Genomic DNA, 21,924 nt, shown 5'->3' with positions numbered 1-21,924 from the left:
TTCAAAATTAAACAAGTGTTTAAATTAAACACTTGTTTAATTTAATTTTAACATTTATTTAACAAGTAAGTGCTATAGAAGTTAAACGGAGAATAGAATTAAAAAAGAATATTCCTATTGAGATCGTTTTAGACTTTATAACTTACTGTTTTTCGTAGGGACTGAAAATGGGCGTTAGTTGCTTTTTTTGAGAATTTCTGTTCATTTTTTCTAAATTTAGTTAGATTTGTAAAGTAGGTTAGAGTGTCTTAGGTAACATTTACTTATTGAATTATGCAAGGCGCGCTACATCTACAGCCATTTATAAATTTATACTTTTTCTAATTTTGTTTTTATGACATCTAATAATATAAATCGCCTAAAGTCATTGACAACCATTAGTTTAGTACTGATTGTTTTGATCAGTTTCGCCTACAGATCATTGAGGGCAGATAAGGGGATAGTAGGTAAGAGGTTGCCAGAAAAGAAGGAAATGCTCGTCAAGGACGCACCAATAAATGGAAGTCAAATTAATGTTCCCTTGCGGGACAGTATCGTTAGTTTTGGGATGGATTTAGTGGGTACACCTTATGTTGAAGCTGGGTGCAGCAGGGATGGGTTTGACTGTTCAGGATTTGTATACTTTGTTTTTCAGCATTTTAAAATTCAGGTTCCAAGAAGCTCTTCACAATTTGATAATTTTGGGAAAGAAATCGCCATTGAAAGCGTGAAAAAGGGAGATGTTTTGTTGTTTTTAAGTCCGACCAGAAATGTTATTGGGCATTTGGGTATCGTTTCTAATCCAAAAGGAATGGAAAGTGATTTTATTCACGCAACTTCAGGTCGGGATATGAAAGTGATTATTTCAAGTCTAAAACAGCGAGGATATACAAGAAGATTTGTCAAAGCAATACGAGTCTTATAGATTCGGAGACAGTAATTGTGCAATGGGTATTATGAATTTTGTTGAGGTAAAGTAAAAAATGCAATTAGAAAAAAACGAACAGTAACATATATTCAAAATTGTGAATATCTATTTCAATAATAACCGATTTTTTTTCCTTTAAAATCTATCTTTGACATCCTAAAAAATAAATAGATGAGCACAACTTGGTACGAATGCAAAGTTAAATATAGAAAAACAGATGAAACTGGAGGTCAAAAGATTACGACAGAACCTTATTTGGTAGATGCTTTATCGTATACCGAAGCCGAAAGTAGAATTAATGAAGAAATGTCAGCTTATATCAGTGAAGAGTTTAAAATCACGAATATAAAAGTGGCTAATTATGCTGAGATTCATCCTTTTGAAAATTGTGATCGCTGGTTTAAATCAAAAATTTCTTTATTAGCTTATGATGAAGAAAGTGGTAAAGAACGCAAAACTAATATGTATTTTTTAGTACAGGCTAATGATGTAAAAGAAGCTTTTGATAATACAATGGGAATCATGCAAAGCACCATGGGTGAATATAATATTCCAGCTGTTTCAGAATCTCCTATTATGGATGTTTTCCCGTATTTCTCAGGAGAAGAAGAAGATTTGGAAAAAATAGAAAAGTTTAACGCACTAAAGGCTGCTAGACCTGAAGTTGTAGTAGAAGCAGAAGATACTATGGAATTTGCTGTCGAAGAAGAAACGGCTTCCTAGTTATTATAATTAAAATAATTACCCCAAATTATGGAGTGCATTATACCTTTAGTCTCGAGTCACAAATTATAAATCTGATTCAGGATGGGACAATTTAGTATATAAAAAAGAGGACGCCAAAGTCCTCTTTTTTAAAATTACTGGTGGTGTTATTTTAGTCTTTAAGTTTTGTAAATTCTTCAGCAGAAATTTCACCAGATCTAATTTTTTGTAACTCACTCATTTTAGATTTGATGAAAGCATCAATTTTCGGATCGATTCGTTCAGGAGTAGTTGTACGATATGTTCCTGATAATACACCATCATAATAATAGAAAAAATTATAATCAAAATCACTAGCGGATAAAGCATAATCTCCTAAATACCATCCTAAACGTGCTGCAGAACGTCTTTGTGGAGGCGTGCCATGATGACCAGCGCTCGTTGTGTTGTAATCACCAATAGCATAAGCAAATTCAAAACCAGGCCCAGCAGCTGTCCAACTTGCATTGTATCCTGTAGGTCTTTTCATGTAATACCCTGCAAAACCATCCGCTTCTAATTCATTAGGTCTTGCTGTATTTTCTGGTTTCGATGGCAAATTGTAGGTGTATTGCAATTGATGACCAAATTCATGAGCCAAAATCATTGCTGGAACAATTTGGCCTTTGTTAAGTGCAGCGATGTATATTGCCTCCCCAAAATAAATTTTCTTAGGATTAGAATACGAAATCGCATTGTAAGTAGAGTTGGGGTTACTGTTATCGTGTACCATTTTAAGGGTTACTGCACTTTGGCCAAAAACATTGGCGATTTTTGTGTTTTGTGCATAAATAAAATTAGTTTGCGTAGTGTTGATCATTGTAGTGTTCAAGTAGGCTGTTGAGCTCCAGTTACCATCAACATAACTACATTGTGCATTTAATAGGTCGGGTTGTAGATCAACTTTTTCTAAAGCTGTCGCAGATAGTGGGGCTTCAACTTCTTCATTATTTGAACATGCTACTAAAAGCGATAAAGATACCGCTGTGCAGAAAATGGTGTTAATTCTGCTAAATTTATTTTTTTTCATTATGAATAATTTGGGGTTAATTAATGTTGTAAACATAGTGAAAATTATCATTTTGTTATGAAAATCTTAAAATTTTAGAGAATTGTTTTGTGTATTGCCTATAACATAGATGTATTTTATTTTTTTAATAATTACTGAAAGTCTAGGGACAATACGGGTTAAGCAGAATTTATTTACAAAATAAAAGAGTTAATAAATAAATAAATAAAAAGTACTTCTTACCCTTATTTTTAAATAAAAAACTCCCTTTTTTTAATTAAAAAGAAATATTTTACTTGTTAAAATAAATTTATCATTCCTTTAATCGGGTTTTTTTGTAGTTTGTTGATAAATTAATTTCAAAAAGATGGTTTTGAAATCAAAAAAAGAATTAATTGAGAATTTTTATTATTGCAGTAATTTTTCTAAGTTTTAGAGTAACAAAAACTTGTATCGATAGTCCAAAAATGAGTTTCTAGAAAGTTAAAGTTGATATTGAAAAATCCTATAGTAATTGTGTGATACCATTGCATTATTAAGATTATTTATTCAAATTTCGTTTTCTAAAAGGAATCCATTTGAAGATAAAACCGATACCAAGAGCACACAAAATAAATAAAGGGTCACCTATTATAGGATTTTCAACTACAAATGAAGTGACTATTCCAAAAACGCCAAGTACTACTACCATTGTCTGCGTTCCATTCCGTTTTGTCGTGTTTTTAGCGATTGAGTGATTTTGTTTAATATTTAATTCTTTTTTTTTGAAGAGTTAGAAACATTGCTAAAAATCACAAAGAACTTGATATGATTCTTAATCAAAATCCAGTGTCAAATTTTTCGACCGTAATAATATTTGTTACTATTAAAACGAAACTCATAAAAATAGATATTAGTGCTATGTTTTTTTTTATTATTAATTCAGTTTTGCGGAGTGGATGGTAACTCATGGCTTTCTGTGATAATAGCATTTTTTATATAATTGCTAATATAGAAATAGATACTTACAAATAGTCGTATTTTTTTATACACTGCACAATAAAAAAAGCGTCGTTTAATCTCGTTTTAAAACGAGATTAAACGACGTCTAGCCTTTATCTAAAAAAGAAGTTTATCGAATTGCTTTTACAAAATCTTCAATTTTCCCTGTTCCGTTTTCCGTTAGGTACTGGATAAATGCGCTTCCAATGATGGCACCTTTGGTAAATTGTGTAGCCTGATTAAAGGTTTCTTTGTTGTTTATTCCAAAACCGATGACTTGAGGGTTGCGTAAGTTCATGTCAGCGATGCGTTTGAAATACGCTTCTTGTGTACTTCCAAAACCAGATTGTGATCCCGTTACACTTGCGGAGCTTACCATATAGATAAATCCATTTGAGACACTATCGATAAATCCAATGCGTTCGTCAGAAGTTTGCGGTGTAATTAAGAGTACATTAATTAGGTCGTATTTCTCAAAAGTAGCTTTGTACTCATCGGCATAGACATCAACTGGAAGGTCAGGAATGATTAGGCCATCAATACCGATTTCAGCACATTTCTTACAGAAATTTTCCACGCCATATTGTAACATTGGGTTGAAATATCCCATGATTATTAAAGGAATAGAAACTGATTTCCGAATGTCTTTTAGTTGGTCAAACAAAACTTGGGTGGTCATTCCGTTATGTAAGGCCTGAGTGGAGCTGGCTTGTATGGTTGGACCATCAGCCAATGGATCAGAAAACGGTAATCCGATTTCGATCATGTCTACGCCACTTTTTTCCAAATCCTGAATGATTTGTACGGTATCGTTTAAGTTAGGATATCCAGCAGAGAAGTAGATGGAGAGTATCTTTTTGTCTGCTTGTAATTTTTGATTTATTCTGTTCATTTTTACTATTTTATCAGATTGTGAATCTGTTTTGCAGTCTGTTTTTGATTGGTTTATACTTTGGCGCTATAAGCCCAGACTAATTGTTTTGATTCTAAAGGGACTTGGATGCGGGTATAAGAGTTTCCTTCGTAGGTATCAGAAAGTTGAAGTTCGTCTAAGGTTAGTTCATACACTATTCCATGAATTGCATCTTTATTATCTTCGGTGGGAGTGATAATCGGATAGGTTTCTATTCCAAATTCTTCTTCAATTTCAATTTGTTTTACCGCATATCCCGATAATTTTTCTGGAATCCCTTTTAGGATTCGTCCAAAGACAGTTTTTTGTACATCTTCTTCTCTTAAAGAACCGTAGGCAAATAAATTTTCCATTTTTTTCTATTTATAATTTATTTTTAAATCTGATCTTCTTGTGTGGATTGCGTTAGTGATGGAAGCGGCATCTCCCGATTTAGAAAAACAAGGCGATTGCCGTAGTTTTTGTTAATCGGGAATATAGCAAACAGCCCGCCCGCTTGCCCTGAAACTTTTTTCAGGGTACGCGGGAACGCCCTGAAAATGATTCAGGATCAACCCTTTTTACAATTTAAAGTAGTCAATATACGTATTTAAATCTTTGTCGCCACGTCCGGACAGATTAATCACCACAATATCCTCTGGTTTGAATTTCATTTCGTCGAGAACAGCAAAAGCATGAGCACTTTCAATCGCCGGAATAAGTCCTTCCATTTTAGAAAGTTTTAATCCCCATTGCATCGCTTGTTCATCAGTAATCGAGATAAACTGCGCTCTTCCCGTTGCATAAAGATTAGCGTGCATAGGACCAACGCCCGGGTAATCCAATCCTGCCGAAATGGAATACGGTTCGGTAATTTGGCCATCTGTAGATTGCATCAATAAGGTCTTGCTACCATGAATCACACCTACTTTTCCTAATACGGAGGTAGCTGCACTTTCTCCAGAATCTACTCCTAGACCTGCCGCTTCGACAGCGATGATCTTTACGTCTTCATCATCGATAAAATGGTAATATGTACCGGCAGCATTGCTTCCGCCACCAACGCAGGCAATAACATAATCAGGTTTTTCTGTTCCTTCTTTTTCCAGTAATTGTGTTTTTATCTCTTGAGAGATGACACTTTGAAAACGAGCCACCATATCAGGATATGGATGTGGTCCTACCACAGAACCGATGATGTAATAGGTGTCTACTGGATTGTTGATCCAGTCGCGGATAGCTTCGTTTGTCGCGTCTTTTAAGGTTTTGGATCCTGAAAGTGCCGGACGCACTTCGGCACCTAGCATCTTCATACGCGCTACATTGGGCGCCTGGCGCTTGATGTCAACTTCGCCCATATAGACGATGCACTGCAATCCCATTAAAGCACAGACAGTTGCTGTCGCAACACCATGTTGGCCTGCACCAGTTTCGGCAATAATACGGGTTTTACCCAAACGTTTGGCAAGTAAAATTTGGCCAATGGTATTGTTGATTTTATGTGCTCCAGTGTGACATAAATCTTCTCTTTTAAGGTATACTTTTGTATTGTATTCTTCAGATAAGCGTTCTGCAAAATATAGAGGAGTAGGACGTCCTACATAATCTTTTAAAAGTGCATCAAACTCTGCTTGAAAGCTTGGTTCTGCAGTGATTTTTAAATATTGTTGGCGTAATTCTTCAACATTTGGATATAACATTTCAGGAATGTAGGCTCCTCCAAATTCACCGTAATAGCCTTTTTCGTTTACGTGGTAGCTCATTTTTTTTTCTTTTTATTGTAGGTGCAATTCGCAAATTGTCCGTACAAGGTTTATGTTTTTTAATCCCGGCGCTGTTTCAAATTTACTGTTTACATCAATAGCATAAACGGGTAGATTCATTTTTAATATTTGTTTAACTGCTTCTAATTCTTCGAGTCCTATTCCGCCACTAAGGAAAAAGGGTTTGGTCGAAGGATAATTTTCTAATACTTTCCAATTGAAAGTCGTTCCGTTTCCTCCAGGTAATTTCCCTTTAGTATCAAAAAGGAAATAATCGCAGACCGCTTCGAACGGTTCCAAAACGTTAAAGTCAAATTCATCTTGGATAGAAAACACCTTGATGATTTCGATGTTGTTTGGCAATTGGTTGCGTAATGTTTCGCAAAAATCGACTGATTCTTTTCCATGCAACTGAACAGCCTGTAAATCATGTTTTTTGACTTTTTCAGAAATATTGTCCATTATCTCATTGACAAAAACGCCAACTTTTTTTATGGATTTTGGCAGAGTAGGAATGATGCCGTCAAAATAGCGAGCCGATTTTTCCCAAAAGATAAAACCCATATAATCGGGTAGGAGTGATCCCACTTCGAGTATGTTATCGGGGTATTTCATGCCGCAGATTTTTATTCCCACCCCAGCCCTCCCCGAAAGGAAGGGAGACGTTATGTTATGTTTGTCTAAATTTTTCATGATCATTTATTTAGCTTTAATAACTTCTCGCGAAGTTTTTAAAGCTTTGCTTGACTTTCTCTTGACTTTTTTTTCCACAAAAATGGAGTTCCTCTTCGGGGGTTAAGGGGCTAGTTGCTTTATGAATTCCTTCGCCGATTTTCCAGCATTTTCTGTTTTCATGAAGTTTTCACCTATTAGAAAACCTTTGTAGCCAAAGGGTTTTAATTCGTTTATCGCTTCAACAGATGAAATACCACTTTCGGAAATTTTTACAAATTCGTCTGGTATTTGTGCCGCTAATTGTTTGCTGAAATCTAGACTTACTTCAAAAGTTTTCAAGTTTCTATTGTTGACACCAATCATATCCAATGTTGGCATAATTGATTTCTCCAACTCTTCTTGATTGTGTACTTCCAATAATACTTCCAGTCCTAAACTCTTTGCAAATTGAGATAAGGATTTGATTTCTTCTCTGGTTAATACCGCCGCTATGAGCAAAATTAAATCGGCTCCATAGGCTTTCGCTTCCAGGATTTGGTATTCATCTACAATAAATTCTTTTCGCAGTAAAGGGATGTTTACTGAGGCTCTCGCCAAAAGTAAATCATCTAAAGAACCACCAAAATATTTCCCATCCGTCAATACCGAAATTCCACAGGCACCGGCACTCTCGTATCCTTTTACGACTTCTTCCACCGTGAAACTATAATTTATCTCCGCTTTTGATGGAGAACGTCGTTTGTGTTCTGCGATAATTCCAGAAGTGCTATTTCTTAAATTTTTACTTAATGAAATGGTCTTTTTTGAAAAAAAAACGGAAGCTTCCAATTGAGAAACCGGAATGATTGATTTTTTGAGAATAACTTCTCTTCTTTTATCAACTATTATTTTATCTAGGATATTCATCGTTTAATTTGTTTAAAGTTTTAGTCAATATTAAATCACTTATGATTAACTAAAATCAAATACGAATTTCGTTAATTTACACAAATTAATTAGTGGGAATTTGTGAAATTCGTGTATGGTTTTGTATTTTTTTTTACCTACTCAATTCCTGTAAAGTAGTCAATGCTTTTAATCCTTTTCCAGACAGCAAACTTTCTTTAGCTAATTCAAATCCTTCGAGCGGGGTACATTTTGTTACCGTTGCAATTGCCATTCCAGCATTGGCACAAACCACATTGTTTTGGGCTTCTGTTCCTTTTCCGGAAATGATGTCGGTAAACATTTGGGCTGATGCTTCGATTGTTTTTCCTCCTTCGATTTCGCTTTGTGCTAAGAGGCTAACGCCAAAATCTTCTGGGTTTAGGACTCCTTCCATCGAACTCGTGATAATCTTTGTAGGACCAGTCAATGAAACTTCGTCATAGCCATCTAATGAATGTAGAATGGTAACATTCACATCGGTATTTTGATATAAATAAGAGTAGATTCTAGCCAGTTCTAAATTAAAAACCCCTACCAATTGATTCTTTGGGAATGATGGGTTTACCATCGGCCCTAGCATATTAAAAAAGGTTTTTACCGCCAGTTCTTTTCGGATGGGGCCTACGTTTTTCATCGCAGGGTGAAATAAAGGAGCATGCAAAACGCAAATCCCCGCTTTGTCAATACTTCGCTCTAAGAAAGCGGCATCATTACTGAATTTGATTCCCAGTTTTTCCATCACATTACTAGAACCAGAAATAGACGAAACTCCGTAGTTACCGTGTTTGGCAACTTTTATTCCTGCTCCCGAAGCTATAAAAGAGGCTAGCGTAGAAATGTTAAAAGTGTCTTTTCCGTCACCGCCCGTTCCGCATAAATCAATCGTATTGTAATCTGATAAGTCAACGCGGATACATAAGTCTAATAAGGCTTCTCTAAAACCAGAAAGTTCTTCGATGCTAATGCTACGCATCATAAAGACCGTAAGAAATGCGGAGATTTGACTTGCATTATAACTTCCTAGGGATATATTGACCAAGACCTCTTTTGCTTCTGCTGCGGTGAGCATTTCGTGATTGATTAATCTGTTTAATATATTTTTCATTAGCCTACCCCAACCCCTCCGAAGGAGGGGAGTACCTATTGGGGTAAATAGGGTTTTTATAATTTAAATTCGTTTTAATTATTTGTTCCTCCTTTGGGGGATAGGGGGCTTATTACCCAATTCTCCAATATTTTTTTCCCGTTTGGAGTCAACACACTTTCTGGGTGAAATTGTACCCCACGAACATCAAATGTTCTGTGACGCAAGGACATTACTTGACCATTTTCATCAAAAGAAGTCGCTTCTAGCATTTCAGGCAATGTCGCATCGACAACCCAAGAATGATAGCGTCCCACTTCAAAATCTTTTTCTAAACCATCAAATAAATGTTCGTCATTTACAGATTGTGTTACCATTGTTGCAACACCATGATATACCTTGTCTAGATTTGATAACGTTCCTCCAAAGACTTCTCCAATTGCTTGCTGCCCAAGGCAAACGCCCAGAATGCTTTTGCTAGCGCCGTATTTCCGAATCACAGCTTTCAACAATCCGGCTTCTTCAGGAACTCCAGGGCCAGGGGAAAGCAGTATTTTATCAAATCCTGCAATCTCATCGATCTCAAATTCATCGTTTCTGTATACCGTCACTTCGCACTCTAAATCTTCCAGATAATGGACAAGATTGTAAGTGAAACTATCGTAATTATCTATAACTAATATTTTTTTCATTTTGTCTTTTTTGTTTAAAGTTTAAAGTTTAAAGTTTCAGGTTCTGCCAACTGATACTAAATCACTAAAAACTGACCACTTATTTTCTATATTGTCTCTGCTAAATCCAGCGCTTTATTCAACGCAAGGAGTTTATTGTACACTTCTTGCATTTCACTTTCTTCATCTGAACTGGCAACAATTCCGGCTCCCGCTTGAGAATGTAACTGATGATTTTTGCTCAGGAATGTTCGAATCATAATGGCATGATTGAAGTTTCCTTCAAAATCCATAAATCCTATAGCACCGCCATAAAAATTACGATTTGTTTTTTCATATTCTTCGATGAGTTGCATTGCTCTGTGTTTTGGCGCTCCGCTTAATGTACCAGCTGGAAAAGTGTCGGCGACTACTTGCATAGTCGTTGCTTTTTCATGTAAATGACCAGTTACTTTGGAAACCAAATGAATCACATGCGAGAAAAACTGTACTTCTCTGTATTTTTCCACGTTGACCTTGTGACCATTTCTACTTAAATCGTTACGGGCTAAATCGACCAACATCACATGTTCGCTATTTTCTTTTTTATCTTCGGATAATTGCTTCGCCAGTATTGCGTCTTTTTCGTCATCACCTGTTCGCTTGAAAGTTCCGGCAATAGGGTGTATTTCAGCCTTACGGTCTTTGACAATAATTTGTGCTTCGGGCGAAGACCCAAAAATTTTGAAATCTCCGTAATCAAAAAAGAACAAATAAGGAGAAGGATTGATGCTTCGCAACGCTCTGTACACATTGAATTCATCACCTTTGAAACCTTGGGTAAACCTACGAGATAACACCAATTGGAAAACATCTCCTCGGAAACAGTGCTTTTTGGCCAAAGCCACATTATGTTTGAACGCTTCGTCTGTTAAATTTGAAAAGCCTTCGCCTTCTTTCGAAAATTTATAAGAAGCAATATTTCGGGATTGCAATAATTGTTCAATTTCAGAAATGTTGTTTTTTCCGTCCAAACTATGGCAGAAGATATACGCTTCATTTTTAAAATGATTGATTGCAATGATATTTTGGTACACTGCATAATATACATCTGGGATTGAAATGCTATTGTCTTTTTTGGCGATTTTTACTTTCTCAAAATAGCGTACGGCATCATAGGAAATATACCCAAACAAACCATTATTGATAAATTTAAAGTCGTTTTTCTCCGATTTGAACTGCCCTGAAAACTCTTGGATTACTTCGGGAATATTTGTGTTGGCATCGATTGCTATTTTTTCCGAAGTACCGTCTGGGAAGGTTTTGTAAATCGTTTCGTTTTCTATTTTTATAGAAGCAATTGGATTGCAACAGATGTAAGAGAAACTATTATCGCTCCCATGATAATCGCTACTTTCTAATAAAAGACTGTTTGGAAATTTATCGCGTATCTTGAAATACACACTAACAGGAGTTATGGTGTCTGCAAGTATTTGTTTGTATTTTGTATTAAATATAAAAGGTTTCAATTTGTTTAAAGTTTAAGGTTTAAAGTCTTAAGTGATGTTGAAAATAAAGGAACATAAAAAAAAGGCTTGTCGTGATGACAAGCCTTTTATATTTATAGTGGATAATACCATAGGAGCTTAGTTCACGACTTTTGACGTAAATTGTTCCACCACCAAGTATTGTTTGTATTTGTGTTCATGTTACAAATATATAAATGTAATTTGGTTATTCAATTCGATTAGAATAAAAAAAACTAAATTCTTAGTCTTTTTTTGTTATATTTTCTTGTGACATACCATTTTTGAATTATTCCTTTTTCTTAAGAAGTAAATCTTAAGGAAAATTTTGAAGTTTGTCGAACCTTTTTTCGAAATATTGAGAATGGGTTTGTACTATAAGAATTAAATTCCCGCTTTTTTGTAATACTTCTTAGTTATTTATGACCAATACACTTTTTACTTTAATTCTGAAATCAGGATTGTTGTTTTTGATACTTGTTTCGGTAAATAAATCTGGAATAGTGAGGTTAGTGTATTCTAAAGAAAAGGAGTCGTTGCTGTACCATTTTTGTATTTCGGGGTCCAATGAAGAGATCTCGCTTACAACGGAACCTGTACAATTATTAATCTTGACTTCATGAATGTTTACTTTGACTAAATTGGCTGCGCCAGATCCTATTTTTCCTTCTAATAAAATAAAGGGACTGAAGCCAGAAACAATACTGTTATTTAAGTTAAGCGAACTGTTTTCTTTGATATATACAGATTCACGGATTAGACCTTGGTTGTTTTTTTCTAAATTGACTAAGGTGATATTATTGGCATTTATTTTGGTAAATTTTTTAGTCATATCAGCATTTTCAATTTTATCATAGGAATCTATTTCAAAACATCTGGAGCCAGATATATCAGAAGAAAAAGGATGGCGAATGGCGATACTGTTGTTAATATTACATTGCGCGCCCTGCGTAAAATCAAAATCATCGTCAGTAGCGCGGTATGAGATTAGATTATTGAGATTTACGTCACCACCATAACATTCAAAAGAATCATCATTAGAATAACTAATCTGAATGAAATCAAATTTTGTTTTTCGCCCCACACCGGCCATCGATAGACCATTCAGTTCTTTCAGTGCATTTATCTTTCTACCTGAATATTCAATTCGAACATATTTTAAAATACCAGAGTTATCGTCTTGGTTCTTTCCTCCATAATGGCTCATCATTGGGTCTAAATTGAAATCTAAGTAACTGATGCCTCCTATTTTATTGATTGGAGCCTCTCCTAAAATTATTATACCTCCCCAATTTCCCGGTCTTCTGGCGGCAACATTTTTCGAAGATGTAAAGACAATTGGATCCGTTTCTGTGCCTTCGGCTATGATTTTGGCACCAATTGTTATGACAAGCGTACCGCATGTTTCCTCATCGCCTCTAATGACAGTTCCAGGCTCTATAGTTAAAACTGCATTATTAGTTACATAAACCACACCAGTTAACTGGTAGGTATTTCTTTTGTATAGTTTAGTGTCTTTGTCGATTATACCCGCTAGTATATTTGTAGCCTCGCTGTAATCCGTTGTTGCCGGCTTAAAGTTAGTCCAGTTTGTCATCCAATTGGAGTCACCAGTAATTCCCTTAGGTTGTTGTGCAAAAGTTATAAGACCACAGATAAAACCGACAATTGTAAAACATAATTTTCTTTTCATAACGATACTTTTTAAAGTTTTCTATTTCCTCAATTGAGAAGGAAAATGGTATTGGTGATTGTTTTTATTTGGCTCACGCAGCGTTTTTTTATTTAAAAAATGCTTTATTAATGTTAGTGTTTTAACAATTCCAAAATTAGAAGTAGTATGTTATCCTAAGAATTTGTGGGTATTATGAATGTGTTATTATAAATTTCGAATGTTAATTTATGTAAGGAATTACTCTTTAAAAAAAAATACCCCAACAAAATAATTGTTGGGGTAAATTAAATACTTAAATGCTTTGTTTTACATTTTCAATGAAATCGCCAATTCAAATTCATTAGAAATTGCTTTGTCTCCTAAGTTGTCAAAGAAACTTCCTGAACCATATTTAATATCATATTTAGTTCTGTCAACGTTGAAAGCTGTTGTAGCAGTATTTCCGTTTACAGTAATATCGAATGTTACTGGACTTGTTTTATCCTTGATAGTCAAGTCTGCAGTTACAGTATATACAGTTTTAGATTTTGCTGCAATAGTTTTGAATACTAAAGTAGAAGTTGGGAATTTTTCAGTTCCAAAGAAATCTTCTGATTTCAAGTGACCGTTTAATTTTCCTTGGTACTCACCAGAAAGATCAGTAGAAGTTAATGAAGTCATATCAACAGTGAAACTTCCGCCAGCTAATTTATCTCCTTTAAAGATTAAAGTTCCCGCTTTTAGATTTACAGTACCACTATGTTGTCCTGTTACTTTTTTTCCAACCCAGTTAATGGTGCTTGCTGCCGCATCTACTTTTTTTGTTTGTGCTGCTACTGATAAAGTAGAGAATACTACCGTTAGTGCTAATGCAATCGCTTTTAAATTTTTCATGTGTTTAGTTTGATTAGTGTTAATAATTATAGTGTAATAAATAATTCCTCTTGTGATTTTCTAACTTTTTTGTAATGTTGAGTAGCATCTTCATCATGTCTGTAACCTAAAGTCGCTATTAAAGAAGCGTTAAGACCTAGTTTTTCTAATCCTAATATTTCGTTTACCTGCTCAGGAACAAAGCCTTCCATAGGAGTAACGTCAATTTTTAGTTCGGCAGCTGCATTTAATAAGTTACCCATTGCTAAATAGGTTTGTTTTGACGCCCAAATGTTTTTTGAATCTTTATCAAGCGTTACTATTTTTGACTTCATGAAGTCTGAGTATCCATTTAATGAATCAATAGGGACGTTTCTTGTAGTGCTTATATTTTTGACATAACTATCAATAGATTGTTCTGCAATTTGAGTTTCATTTGCAAAAACGATAAGATGTGAAGCTTCCACTATTTGAGATTGGCCCCAGGCAGCAGGTCGGATTTTAGCTCTTAATTCGGGGTTTTCAACAATGATAATTTTGTAAGGTTGTAATCCATAAGAAGAAGAACTTAAACGGATTGCTTCTTTTAAAGTATCTAAATCTTCGGTGTTTATTATTTTGCTGGCATCAAATTTCTTTGTTGCGTATCTCCAATTCTGGTGTTCTAAGAAAGTACTCATAATTTATATTTTATTGATTTCTGTATTTTTCTAATAATGTATTCAATTGCTCTAATTCCTCGTCATTTAAATTTTTTGAAAAATAATTACCATGCTCCGTTACTTTAGGGTCTAGTTCATGTAGAACGTTTAATCCTTTTTGAGTAATCAAAACCTCTATTTTTCTTCTGTTTTCTGGACAGACTTTGCGTGTAACCAATTCTTTTAATAATAATTTATCTACCAGACGGGTAGTGTTACTCGTTTTGGCAATCATCCGTTCCTGAATGACGCTCATATTAGCAGGATTTCCTTTTTGCCCTCTTAGTATACGTAACACATTGTATTGTTCACCAGATAACTCATAGGGTTTCAAAACTTCATTGAATTTCTCATTGATTATGTTTTCGGTATACATTACATTTAAAATAATTCGATTTGAATTATTTAAAATGGCTGTAGTTTTTATGATGTCTTCAATTTTCATACCAATACGGTTTTCATTTGTTGGTACAAATGTAACACTTATTTTATTTGTATATACAAATGTATTCTAGTTTTTTTGTTAAAGTTTTAATTGAGTATTACAAAGTAGTTTGTTTCGGGAGGTGAAATTAGGTGTTTTATTTGTTTTTGTGAAGAGAGAGTCTAGTTGGTCTTATAGAGATACTGATAGGAGTTATGAAAAACGACCCTCTTTTAAATTGCTTTTTATGAGGTTTGTTTACATTATCTTATAAAAAAAACAAGTAGTATTTAGCTTCCAATGAGAGTAACTACTGACGTTATCATCTAGCTTTTTTTTATGGTACTCAATTTGCCATTAAAAATTAATACAGACGAAATTCAAAACCTTAGCTTTATATACCGTGATTTAAAATTGCATAAGGAATCGCAATTAGTTAACTCTGACTATTTAGAATTTCATAAATACTGTTAGCATCATTGTCTTGATCTTTTCGGTTTTCCATAAACGTAAATCCATTTTTTTCTAATATTTTTTTAGAGCTCTCATTTTTATGATGTGTGAAGGCTTCGATCTTGTCTAGTTTCAATTCATTGAAGCCAAAATTAATAACGCAATTTAGCGCTTCGCTCATAATTCCCTTATTTTGGAACGCAGGATTAAGGGCATAACCCACTTCGGCAAGGGTATTGTTCTCGGAAATGTTCCACAAGCAAATTGTTCCTATAAGTTGAGGTTCGTTTTTATAAATGATGCCCCAAGTTACCGATTTATTATTGTGGTAATCATCGGTTATTTCATTTATAAATTGGAGTGCTTGCTCGATAGTCTTTGTTTTTCTGTTTTCTGGTCTTTCGATATATTGATTAATCGTTTCGTCAGAGCGTAAGTATAAGATAACTGCATCATCAGATTCTTTCAATTTTCTTAATAAAAGACGTTCTGATTTTATTTCTGGAAAAGATTTGAAGTTCATTTTGGCATCGTTTTGTACAGAACGAATATATGAAATAAACGGAGATAGTTAAAATTGGCTTATTGAGAACATAAGTATTTGAGTGTAAAATTTCCTTTATGACAAAGTAGGAAGCTGTGCTAGCTTTAGGTCTACGTTTTCCATGTTGAAGGATTTGTGCGGTAGTGGAGTTATGAGGTCCAAGATATAGAACAAAAAAAAAGCGGTTGGAGTGTATACTCAAACCGCTTTAGCTTATCTAATTTTAGGTACTAATCAATTAAAGTAACTAAGTCTTCTTTGCTTTTTCTCACTTTAGTAAGATTAACTAACCAGTCATTTTCGCTGTCTCTATAACCTACAGGAAGCATAACGCAACTTCTAAGTCCTTTAGCTCTTAATCCTAAAATTTCATCCAATGCATCAGCATCAAAACCTTCTAAAGGTGTACTGTCAACTCCTTCAAAAGCGGCAGCAGTAATAGCTTGCGAAAATGCGATGTAAGCTTGTTTAGCAGCGTGGGTAAAGTTTTCCTCAGCATCCTTTTGCGGATAAAGATTTAAAAGCATCTGACGGTAATTTTCCCAACCTTCGTTTTTAAAACCACGAATGGTGTTTGTTAAATCAAACATTTTGTTAATGCGTTCAGCGGTGTAAGTATCCCAGGCAGCGAATACAAACAAATGAGAACAATCAGTAACAACGGATTGGTTCCAAGAAATAGGTCTGATTTTTTCTTTTAATTCTTGATTTGTAATTACAATTACTTCAAACGGTTGTAAACCACTTGATGTAGGAGCAAGTGATATTGCTTCAATTATGTTGTCAATTTTTTCTTGTGATACTTTTGTACCATTCATCGCTTTAGCAGCGTATCTCCAATTTAATTTGTCTAATAATTCCATATTCTTTGTTTTTATTTTTTGTTTTATTCTAATTTTTTGTTGCCTTCTCCTAGTATTTTAATCCATTCATTCAGCATCTCTTTTAGCTGCAGTACATCGGATATCTTGATATTTTCGGTAAGCAATATTTTGATGAGTTTTTCAGGAATGGGCTTTGCTTGGTCTTTTAAGTTTTTTCCTTTTTTTGTAAGCTGTACAATAACACTTCTTTCATCTGTAGTAGAACGATTGCGTTGCAGGAGTTCCATTTTTTCCATGCGTTTTAGCAATGGTGAAAGTGTATTGGTATTTAGCAGCAGCTTCTCGGTAATCTGATTTACAGAAAGATCATCGTTTTCCCACAATACTAGTAGCACTAAATACTGTGGATACGTTATCCCCATTTCGTCTAAATAAGGTTTGTAGGCCTTAGTGAGGAGACGGGAAGCGGAGTAGAGCGGGAAGCAAACTTGGCTGCTTAATTTTAATTGTGCATCGTCCATATTAGTCTTCTGTTTTTCTGGTTCTCCAGTCTTTAAACGCGCCAGTTGACCATAATGCCCAGGCAATAAGTACCGGTTGGAAAAACAGACGTATTAAACGTGCCTTATCTGAATTTAGTGCTCCAAAAGCATCTTTTTGATCTAAGTATTGCGCAATATTTCCTGGAAACACTAAAATAAAAAACAACGCGAGTGCCCAACCAAATACAACTCGTTCCTTTTTCCAAAAAGCCAAACCGAGACCCAATGCCATTTCTACTATACCAGATAGTACTACGACCAAATCTTTGCTTAGCGGCAACCAGTCTGGTACTTGCGCCTGAAAATCTACTCTATTAAAAGTAAGGTGACTGAATCCGGCATAGACCATAAAAAAGGCTAATAGTATTCTGAAAATATTTTGTATCAATGTTGTTTCTATGGTTTTACTCATTTTTTTAATTTTAAGCGTACGCGTTTATATCGTGTACGATGCAAATGTAGTCAATTGTTTTGTAATCACGATTTATTTACGCGTAAACTTGTCATTGCGAGCGAAGCGAAGCAATCCCATCCTGCTGCTCAACTTGTGTGCCTTTGTTAGTGTTATTGCTTCGCTTCGCTCGCAATAACAATTCTGCCCGCAATGACAAACGCTGTTGTGTTTTGCGTGAGGGATAGAAGCGGCATCCTTTATGGCGTTTCTTCAAGCCATAAAGATACAGCGTATAGCCCGACCGCACCGCAACGGAGTGTAGGTGGGGACACGCCCAAAAAAATAAGCGCATAAAAAACCCCGAGCTGCTTGTGGCAAATCGGGGTTTAGATTTATATAAATGGGAATTAGTCTTTCAGTCCGATTTTGGATAAAATAGTTTCCAGTAAACACCATTTGGTAAAACCGGATTGAATTAAATTGACTCCTATAAAAGCCGTGAACCACAACCAGTTTTGATTAACGTAAACGGATAATAATAGACTGATTAAGATAAATGATCCTACTAGTATTCTAAAAACTTTGTTTTTCATATTTTATAATTTTATTAATTGTGTTTTTCAATATTTAATACGGCCACATGAATGTTTGACAAACTTTCTTGTTTCGCATTGAATTCATTCACTTTTTCAATCAATGTATCTACATTTCCGTTGTCTACAAAGGCGTAATACAATATGGATTCGTTTTCGCTCATTTCGCTTCCAAACCAATTTCCTTCCATTGACACTTCAGAAATATCTTTAAATCCTGTTACATCCTTGTAGCTAAAAGTTTGTACTTGTGCTTGTTTTAGCATTTTTTTGACTGCTGCGTCAAATGCTTTTATTGCGGTTATAATTAGTAGTTTCATTGATTTTTAGTATTATCTCCAGCTAAGCTCCCGAAAAAGGGAGGGAACTGGAGTAGTTAATTATATAACATTTTCTTTTTTAGGTTCTGTCTCCCCCCCTTCGGAGTGGCTGGGGGAGGATTCCCATTTCTTTCTCTCCGTCACATAATAAATTATGGGCACTACGATCAATGTTAGAATAGTAGAAACAATGGCTCCAAATACTAGCGAAATTGCCAATCCTTGAAACAACGGATCAAATAAGATAATGGAAGCTCCAATAACTACTGCACCTGTTGTCAATAGAATAGGAGAGGTTCTTACTGCTCCAGCCTCAATAATCGCTTGTTTTAACGGTACGCCATCATTCAATCTTATTTCGATAAAGTCAATCAGTAAAACTGAATTTCTCACCATAACACCTGCCAAGGCAATCATACCAATAAAAGAAGTTGCTGTAAAATAAGCACCTAATAACCAGTGACCAAACACAATTCCGATTAAGGAAAGCGGAATCGCTAGCATCATCACCATTGGTGTTTTGAAGTTCTGGAACCAGCCCACAATCAACATATAAATAATCACGATAGCTACTAGAAAGGCTACTCCTAAATCACGGAATACTTCTAATGTAATCTGCCATTCCCCATCCCATTTTACCGTAAAATCACTTTCATCTGTTGGTTGGTCCATATATAATTCATTGACTTTGTATCCTTTTGGGATTTTCATTTTATCCAGTTTCTCCGTCATTCCCAGAATTGCATACACCGGACTTTCTAATGCTCCAGCCATATCAGCGGTAACATAAACCACGCGTTTTTGATCTTTTCTATAAATGGTTTTTTGTAATGTATCTGTTTTTACTTTTACCAAATCACTCACCGGAATCATATTCCCCTGGCTTCCTTTTATTTTTAGGTTCTGAATGTCTTGCAAGCTTGTTTTGTCTTTATCGTCAAGCGAAAGAACAATCCCTACATTGTCATTAGAATTTTCAGCATACAAATTAGAAATAGGATATTCTTTCAATAGATAAGTCAAATTCCCCACTATTTGTTGAGGTGCAATCCCGTTCAGCATTGCTTTTTCCTTGTCAACTTCTAGTTTGTATTCTGTTTGATTGTCTTCCACAGTCCAGTCGATATCTACGATACCTTCTGTTTTATGCAGAATATCTTTTACTTGTTGCGCCACTTTAATTTGGTCTTTGTAATTGGGGCCGTAAATCTCAGCTACTAATGTTGATAATACAGGAGGTCCTGGCGGAACTTCGATAATTTTTACATTCGCACCATATTTCTTGGCAATTTTTTGAATTTGCGGACGCACATTTTTGGCAATGTCGTGACTTTGTAATTTTCGATCTTCTTTGTGCAATAAATTCACTTGAATATCAGCCATATTACTTCCACCACGTAAATCATAATGACGTACTAATCCGTTAAAAGTGATTGGTGCCGAGGTTCCAATGTAGTTTTGATAATCAACAACCTCTGGGATTGTGGTTAAATATTGTGCAATTTCTTTAGTAACGGCTGCTGTTCTTTCCAGAGTCGCTCCTTCGGGCATATCAATTACGACTTGAAATTCGTTTTTATTATCAAAAGGCAACATTTTCACCAAAACTGATTTGGTAAAAAACATACCAACAGAACCAAACAGTAATAAAACAGTCACTCCCACAAGCACTCTTCGTTTCATGCTGCTTTCTAGTAAAGGACGCTCCAACTTGTTGTACATTTTATAAATGAAACTAGTTTCTAAACCTTCGGCTTCTTTATGTCCTTGCTCGTCTTTTTCTTGCAGTAAATGATAGCCTAAATAAGGCGTAACCGTCAAGGCAACAAACAGTGATAATATCATCGCAATCGAAGCTCCAATAGGCATCGGACTCATATATGGCCCCATCATTCCAGATACAAACGCCATGGGTAAAATAGCTGCAATAACCGTAAATGTCGCTAAAATCGTTGGATTTCCTACTTCATTTATCGCGTAAATAGCGGCTTGTTTAAATGGCAATCGCTTCATCTTGAAATGCCTGTGCATATTCTCTGCGATAATGATACTGTCATCGACGACAATTCCCACCACAAAAACCAAGGCAAAAAGCGTGATTCGGTTCAACGTATAATCCAGCATATAGTAACTGAATAATGTCAAAGCAAATGTTAATGGAACCGAGAAGAATACCACTAATCCACCTCGCCAGCCCATGGCAAACATTACTAAAATAGTAACGGCCAAAATAGCGATACCTAAGTGCAGCAACAATTCACCTACTTTATCTGATGCTGTTTCACCATAATTACGGGTTACTTCAACATGAACATCATTAGGTATTATAGTTGTTTTTAAATGTTCTACTTTGTCAATGATTTTCTCCGAAATTTTCATCGCATCAGCGCCTTTTACCTTACCAACAGATAGGGTTACGGCAGGATATTCTGATTTTGCGTCTTTGTATTTTTCGTTTGATTTACTGTAGCCAAAGGATACATAGCTTTTTGCCGTAGAAGGGCCGTCTTGAACCGTTGCGACTTGTTTTAAGTAAACAGGCATATTTTTATTAACACCTACAACCAGATTTTCTACATCGTCAGCTGACGTTAAGAACTTCCCTGTCGTAATCAAATATTCTTCATCGGTATTGACAAAACTCCCGGATTGAGAGCTGCTATTATTAGCTTGAATCATTCCCATGATACCTAAGGCATCAATGCCGTTCTCTGCCATTTTATCTTTGTCTAAAATCACTTTTAGGACGCGGCTTCTTCCGCCAATTTCTTTGGTGATGGCAACATCTTTTACTTTTTCTACTTCCGAGGTTACTTCTTCGGCAATTTGGCGCAATTGAAAATCGTCCATTTTATCGCTCCAAAGCGTGATCCCAAGCATGGGAACATCATCAATAGAACGCGTTTTTACGATTGGTTTGTACACTCCTTTTGGGAACATATCTTCGTGTTTTGCTAATTCGTCGTATAATTTTACATACGAACGCTCCACATCCTGACCTACATAAAATTGAACGATAAGCATCGCCTGACCGTTCATGGCCATCGTATGCACGTGCTCAACCCCTTTGATATTTGAGATGATTTTCTCCAGCGGTTTTGCCACACGGCTTTCTACCTCGGTAGGGCTCGCTCCTGGATATCCCACCATGACATCAGCCATCGGGACATTAATTTGTGGCTCTTCTTCTCTTGGAATAAGAAAAGAACTGTAAACCCCAATGATCATCAAACCAATCATCATCAAAATAGTTAGTTTTGAGTTGATGAAAAAGTTGGCAATTTTACCTGAAATTCCTTCTTGCATAATATTTTATTTATTTGGGCGTGACCACAAGGGTCGGGCTATTCGTTACAATCTTTTTCTTGTTCTCGATACTTCCGCTAAAAAGCGGAAACTCGAACTGACGAAAAAGGATTTTCACTGCTATCCCTCACGCGGTAT

At 35.4% G+C, this 21,924-nt stretch carries 23 protein-coding genes; 2 read left to right on the top strand and 21 right to left on the bottom strand.

The window, feature by feature from the left end; genetic code table 11:
* The first annotated feature begins 334 nt into the window (after nucleotides 1-334).
* Nucleotides 335-904: a C40 family peptidase gene (locus AC4PRO_RS06805; protein WP_492116815.1), complete on the top strand. Its 570-nt coding sequence runs from the start codon at nucleotides 335-337 to the stop codon at nucleotides 902-904.
* A gap of 174 nt (nucleotides 905-1,078) precedes the next feature.
* The gene (locus AC4PRO_RS06800; protein ID WP_074722842.1) at nucleotides 1,079-1,630 is read left to right on the top strand and encodes a DUF4494 domain-containing protein; all 552 of its coding nucleotides are present in this window, start codon (nucleotides 1,079-1,081) and stop codon (nucleotides 1,628-1,630) included.
* A gap of 154 nt (nucleotides 1,631-1,784) precedes the next feature.
* Here the strand turns inward: AC4PRO_RS06800 and AC4PRO_RS06795 are convergent, their stop codons facing one another.
* From AC4PRO_RS06795 to AC4PRO_RS06695, 21 genes are all read right to left on the bottom strand, one after another.
* A complete protein-coding gene (locus AC4PRO_RS06795) occupies nucleotides 1,785-2,681 on the bottom strand; it encodes a metalloprotease (protein WP_074723026.1) in 897 nt (298 codons plus the stop codon).
* Between the two features lie 520 nt (nucleotides 2,682-3,201).
* On the bottom strand, nucleotides 3,202-3,351 hold the full coding sequence (locus tag AC4PRO_RS06790) for a hypothetical protein (protein ID WP_492116814.1): 150 nt from the start codon (nucleotides 3,349-3,351) through the stop codon (nucleotides 3,202-3,204).
* A 420-nt stretch (nucleotides 3,352-3,771) separates the two neighbouring features.
* A complete protein-coding gene (trpA, locus tag AC4PRO_RS06785; RefSeq protein ID WP_492116813.1) occupies nucleotides 3,772-4,533 on the bottom strand; it encodes a tryptophan synthase subunit alpha in 762 nt (253 codons plus the stop codon).
* Between the two features lie 53 nt (nucleotides 4,534-4,586).
* Entirely contained in the window at nucleotides 4,587-4,907 is a 321-nt protein-coding gene (locus AC4PRO_RS06780) for a gamma-glutamylcyclotransferase family protein (RefSeq protein ID WP_492116812.1), read from the bottom strand.
* Nucleotides 4,908-5,114: 207 nt separating this feature from the next.
* A complete protein-coding gene (trpB, locus tag AC4PRO_RS06775) occupies nucleotides 5,115-6,296 on the bottom strand; it encodes a tryptophan synthase subunit beta (protein WP_492116811.1) in 1,182 nt (393 codons plus the stop codon).
* 12 nt (nucleotides 6,297-6,308) lie between these two features.
* Nucleotides 6,309-6,932, bottom strand: coding sequence for a phosphoribosylanthranilate isomerase (locus AC4PRO_RS06770; RefSeq protein WP_449403943.1), 624 nt, complete (start codon nucleotides 6,930-6,932; stop codon nucleotides 6,309-6,311).
* A gap of 159 nt (nucleotides 6,933-7,091) precedes the next feature.
* Nucleotides 7,092-7,877, bottom strand: coding sequence for an indole-3-glycerol phosphate synthase TrpC (trpC, locus tag AC4PRO_RS06765; protein ID WP_492116810.1), 786 nt, complete (start codon nucleotides 7,875-7,877; stop codon nucleotides 7,092-7,094).
* Nucleotides 7,878-8,010: 133 nt separating this feature from the next.
* Nucleotides 8,011-9,003: an anthranilate phosphoribosyltransferase gene (gene trpD / locus AC4PRO_RS06760; protein WP_492116809.1), complete on the bottom strand. Its 993-nt coding sequence runs from the start codon at nucleotides 9,001-9,003 to the stop codon at nucleotides 8,011-8,013.
* A 74-nt stretch (nucleotides 9,004-9,077) separates the two neighbouring features.
* Nucleotides 9,078-9,674 carry an anthranilate synthase component II gene (locus tag AC4PRO_RS06755; RefSeq protein WP_492116808.1) on the bottom strand — a complete coding sequence of 199 codons (597 nt, stop codon included), beginning with the start codon at nucleotides 9,672-9,674 and terminating at the stop codon, nucleotides 9,078-9,080.
* 86 nt (nucleotides 9,675-9,760) lie between these two features.
* The gene (locus AC4PRO_RS06750) at nucleotides 9,761-11,161 is read right to left on the bottom strand and encodes an anthranilate synthase component I family protein (protein WP_492116807.1); all 1,401 of its coding nucleotides are present in this window, start codon (nucleotides 11,159-11,161) and stop codon (nucleotides 9,761-9,763) included.
* Nucleotides 11,162-11,570: 409 nt separating this feature from the next.
* On the bottom strand, nucleotides 11,571-12,851 hold the full coding sequence (locus tag AC4PRO_RS06745) for a beta-helix domain-containing protein (RefSeq protein ID WP_492116806.1): 1,281 nt from the start codon (nucleotides 12,849-12,851) through the stop codon (nucleotides 11,571-11,573).
* 288 nt (nucleotides 12,852-13,139) lie between these two features.
* Nucleotides 13,140-13,706 (bottom strand): YceI family protein, encoded by a 567-nt coding sequence (locus tag AC4PRO_RS06740; RefSeq protein WP_074722825.1) that lies wholly within the window; start codon nucleotides 13,704-13,706, stop codon nucleotides 13,140-13,142.
* A 26-nt stretch (nucleotides 13,707-13,732) separates the two neighbouring features.
* A complete protein-coding gene (locus AC4PRO_RS06735; RefSeq protein ID WP_074722823.1) occupies nucleotides 13,733-14,365 on the bottom strand; it encodes an NAD(P)H-dependent oxidoreductase in 633 nt (210 codons plus the stop codon).
* Nucleotides 14,366-14,375: 10 nt separating this feature from the next.
* Nucleotides 14,376-14,831, bottom strand: a complete 456-nt coding sequence (locus AC4PRO_RS06730; RefSeq protein ID WP_492116805.1) for a MarR family winged helix-turn-helix transcriptional regulator — start codon at nucleotides 14,829-14,831, stop codon at nucleotides 14,376-14,378.
* A 415-nt stretch (nucleotides 14,832-15,246) separates the two neighbouring features.
* Nucleotides 15,247-15,786, bottom strand: a complete 540-nt coding sequence (locus AC4PRO_RS06725; protein ID WP_492116804.1) for a GNAT family N-acetyltransferase — start codon at nucleotides 15,784-15,786, stop codon at nucleotides 15,247-15,249.
* Between the two features lie 251 nt (nucleotides 15,787-16,037).
* Nucleotides 16,038-16,670 carry an NAD(P)H-dependent oxidoreductase gene (locus AC4PRO_RS06720; RefSeq protein ID WP_492116803.1) on the bottom strand — a complete coding sequence of 211 codons (633 nt, stop codon included), beginning with the start codon at nucleotides 16,668-16,670 and terminating at the stop codon, nucleotides 16,038-16,040.
* A 23-nt stretch (nucleotides 16,671-16,693) separates the two neighbouring features.
* Complete coding sequence (locus AC4PRO_RS06715; protein ID WP_492116802.1) at nucleotides 16,694-17,152, bottom strand: MarR family winged helix-turn-helix transcriptional regulator; 459 nt, start codon at nucleotides 17,150-17,152, stop codon at nucleotides 16,694-16,696.
* A gap of 1 nt (nucleotide 17,153) precedes the next feature.
* Nucleotides 17,154-17,585 carry a DoxX family protein gene (locus tag AC4PRO_RS06710; protein ID WP_492116801.1) on the bottom strand — a complete coding sequence of 144 codons (432 nt, stop codon included), beginning with the start codon at nucleotides 17,583-17,585 and terminating at the stop codon, nucleotides 17,154-17,156.
* A gap of 389 nt (nucleotides 17,586-17,974) precedes the next feature.
* Nucleotides 17,975-18,160 carry a YgaP family membrane protein gene (locus AC4PRO_RS06705; protein WP_074722811.1) on the bottom strand — a complete coding sequence of 62 codons (186 nt, stop codon included), beginning with the start codon at nucleotides 18,158-18,160 and terminating at the stop codon, nucleotides 17,975-17,977.
* Between the two features lie 14 nt (nucleotides 18,161-18,174).
* Complete coding sequence (locus tag AC4PRO_RS06700) at nucleotides 18,175-18,480, bottom strand: hypothetical protein (RefSeq protein ID WP_492116800.1); 306 nt, start codon at nucleotides 18,478-18,480, stop codon at nucleotides 18,175-18,177.
* Between the two features lie 60 nt (nucleotides 18,481-18,540).
* Nucleotides 18,541-21,786, bottom strand: coding sequence for an efflux RND transporter permease subunit (locus AC4PRO_RS06695; RefSeq protein ID WP_492116799.1), 3,246 nt, complete (start codon nucleotides 21,784-21,786; stop codon nucleotides 18,541-18,543).
* Between the last annotated feature and the right edge of the window lie 138 nt (nucleotides 21,787-21,924).

It is taken from the genome of Flavobacterium sp. DW-iso2 (genome assembly GCF_058725285.1).
The sequence above is the reverse complement of the archived record's forward strand: the minus strand, read 5'-3'. Positions and strand labels throughout refer to the sequence as shown.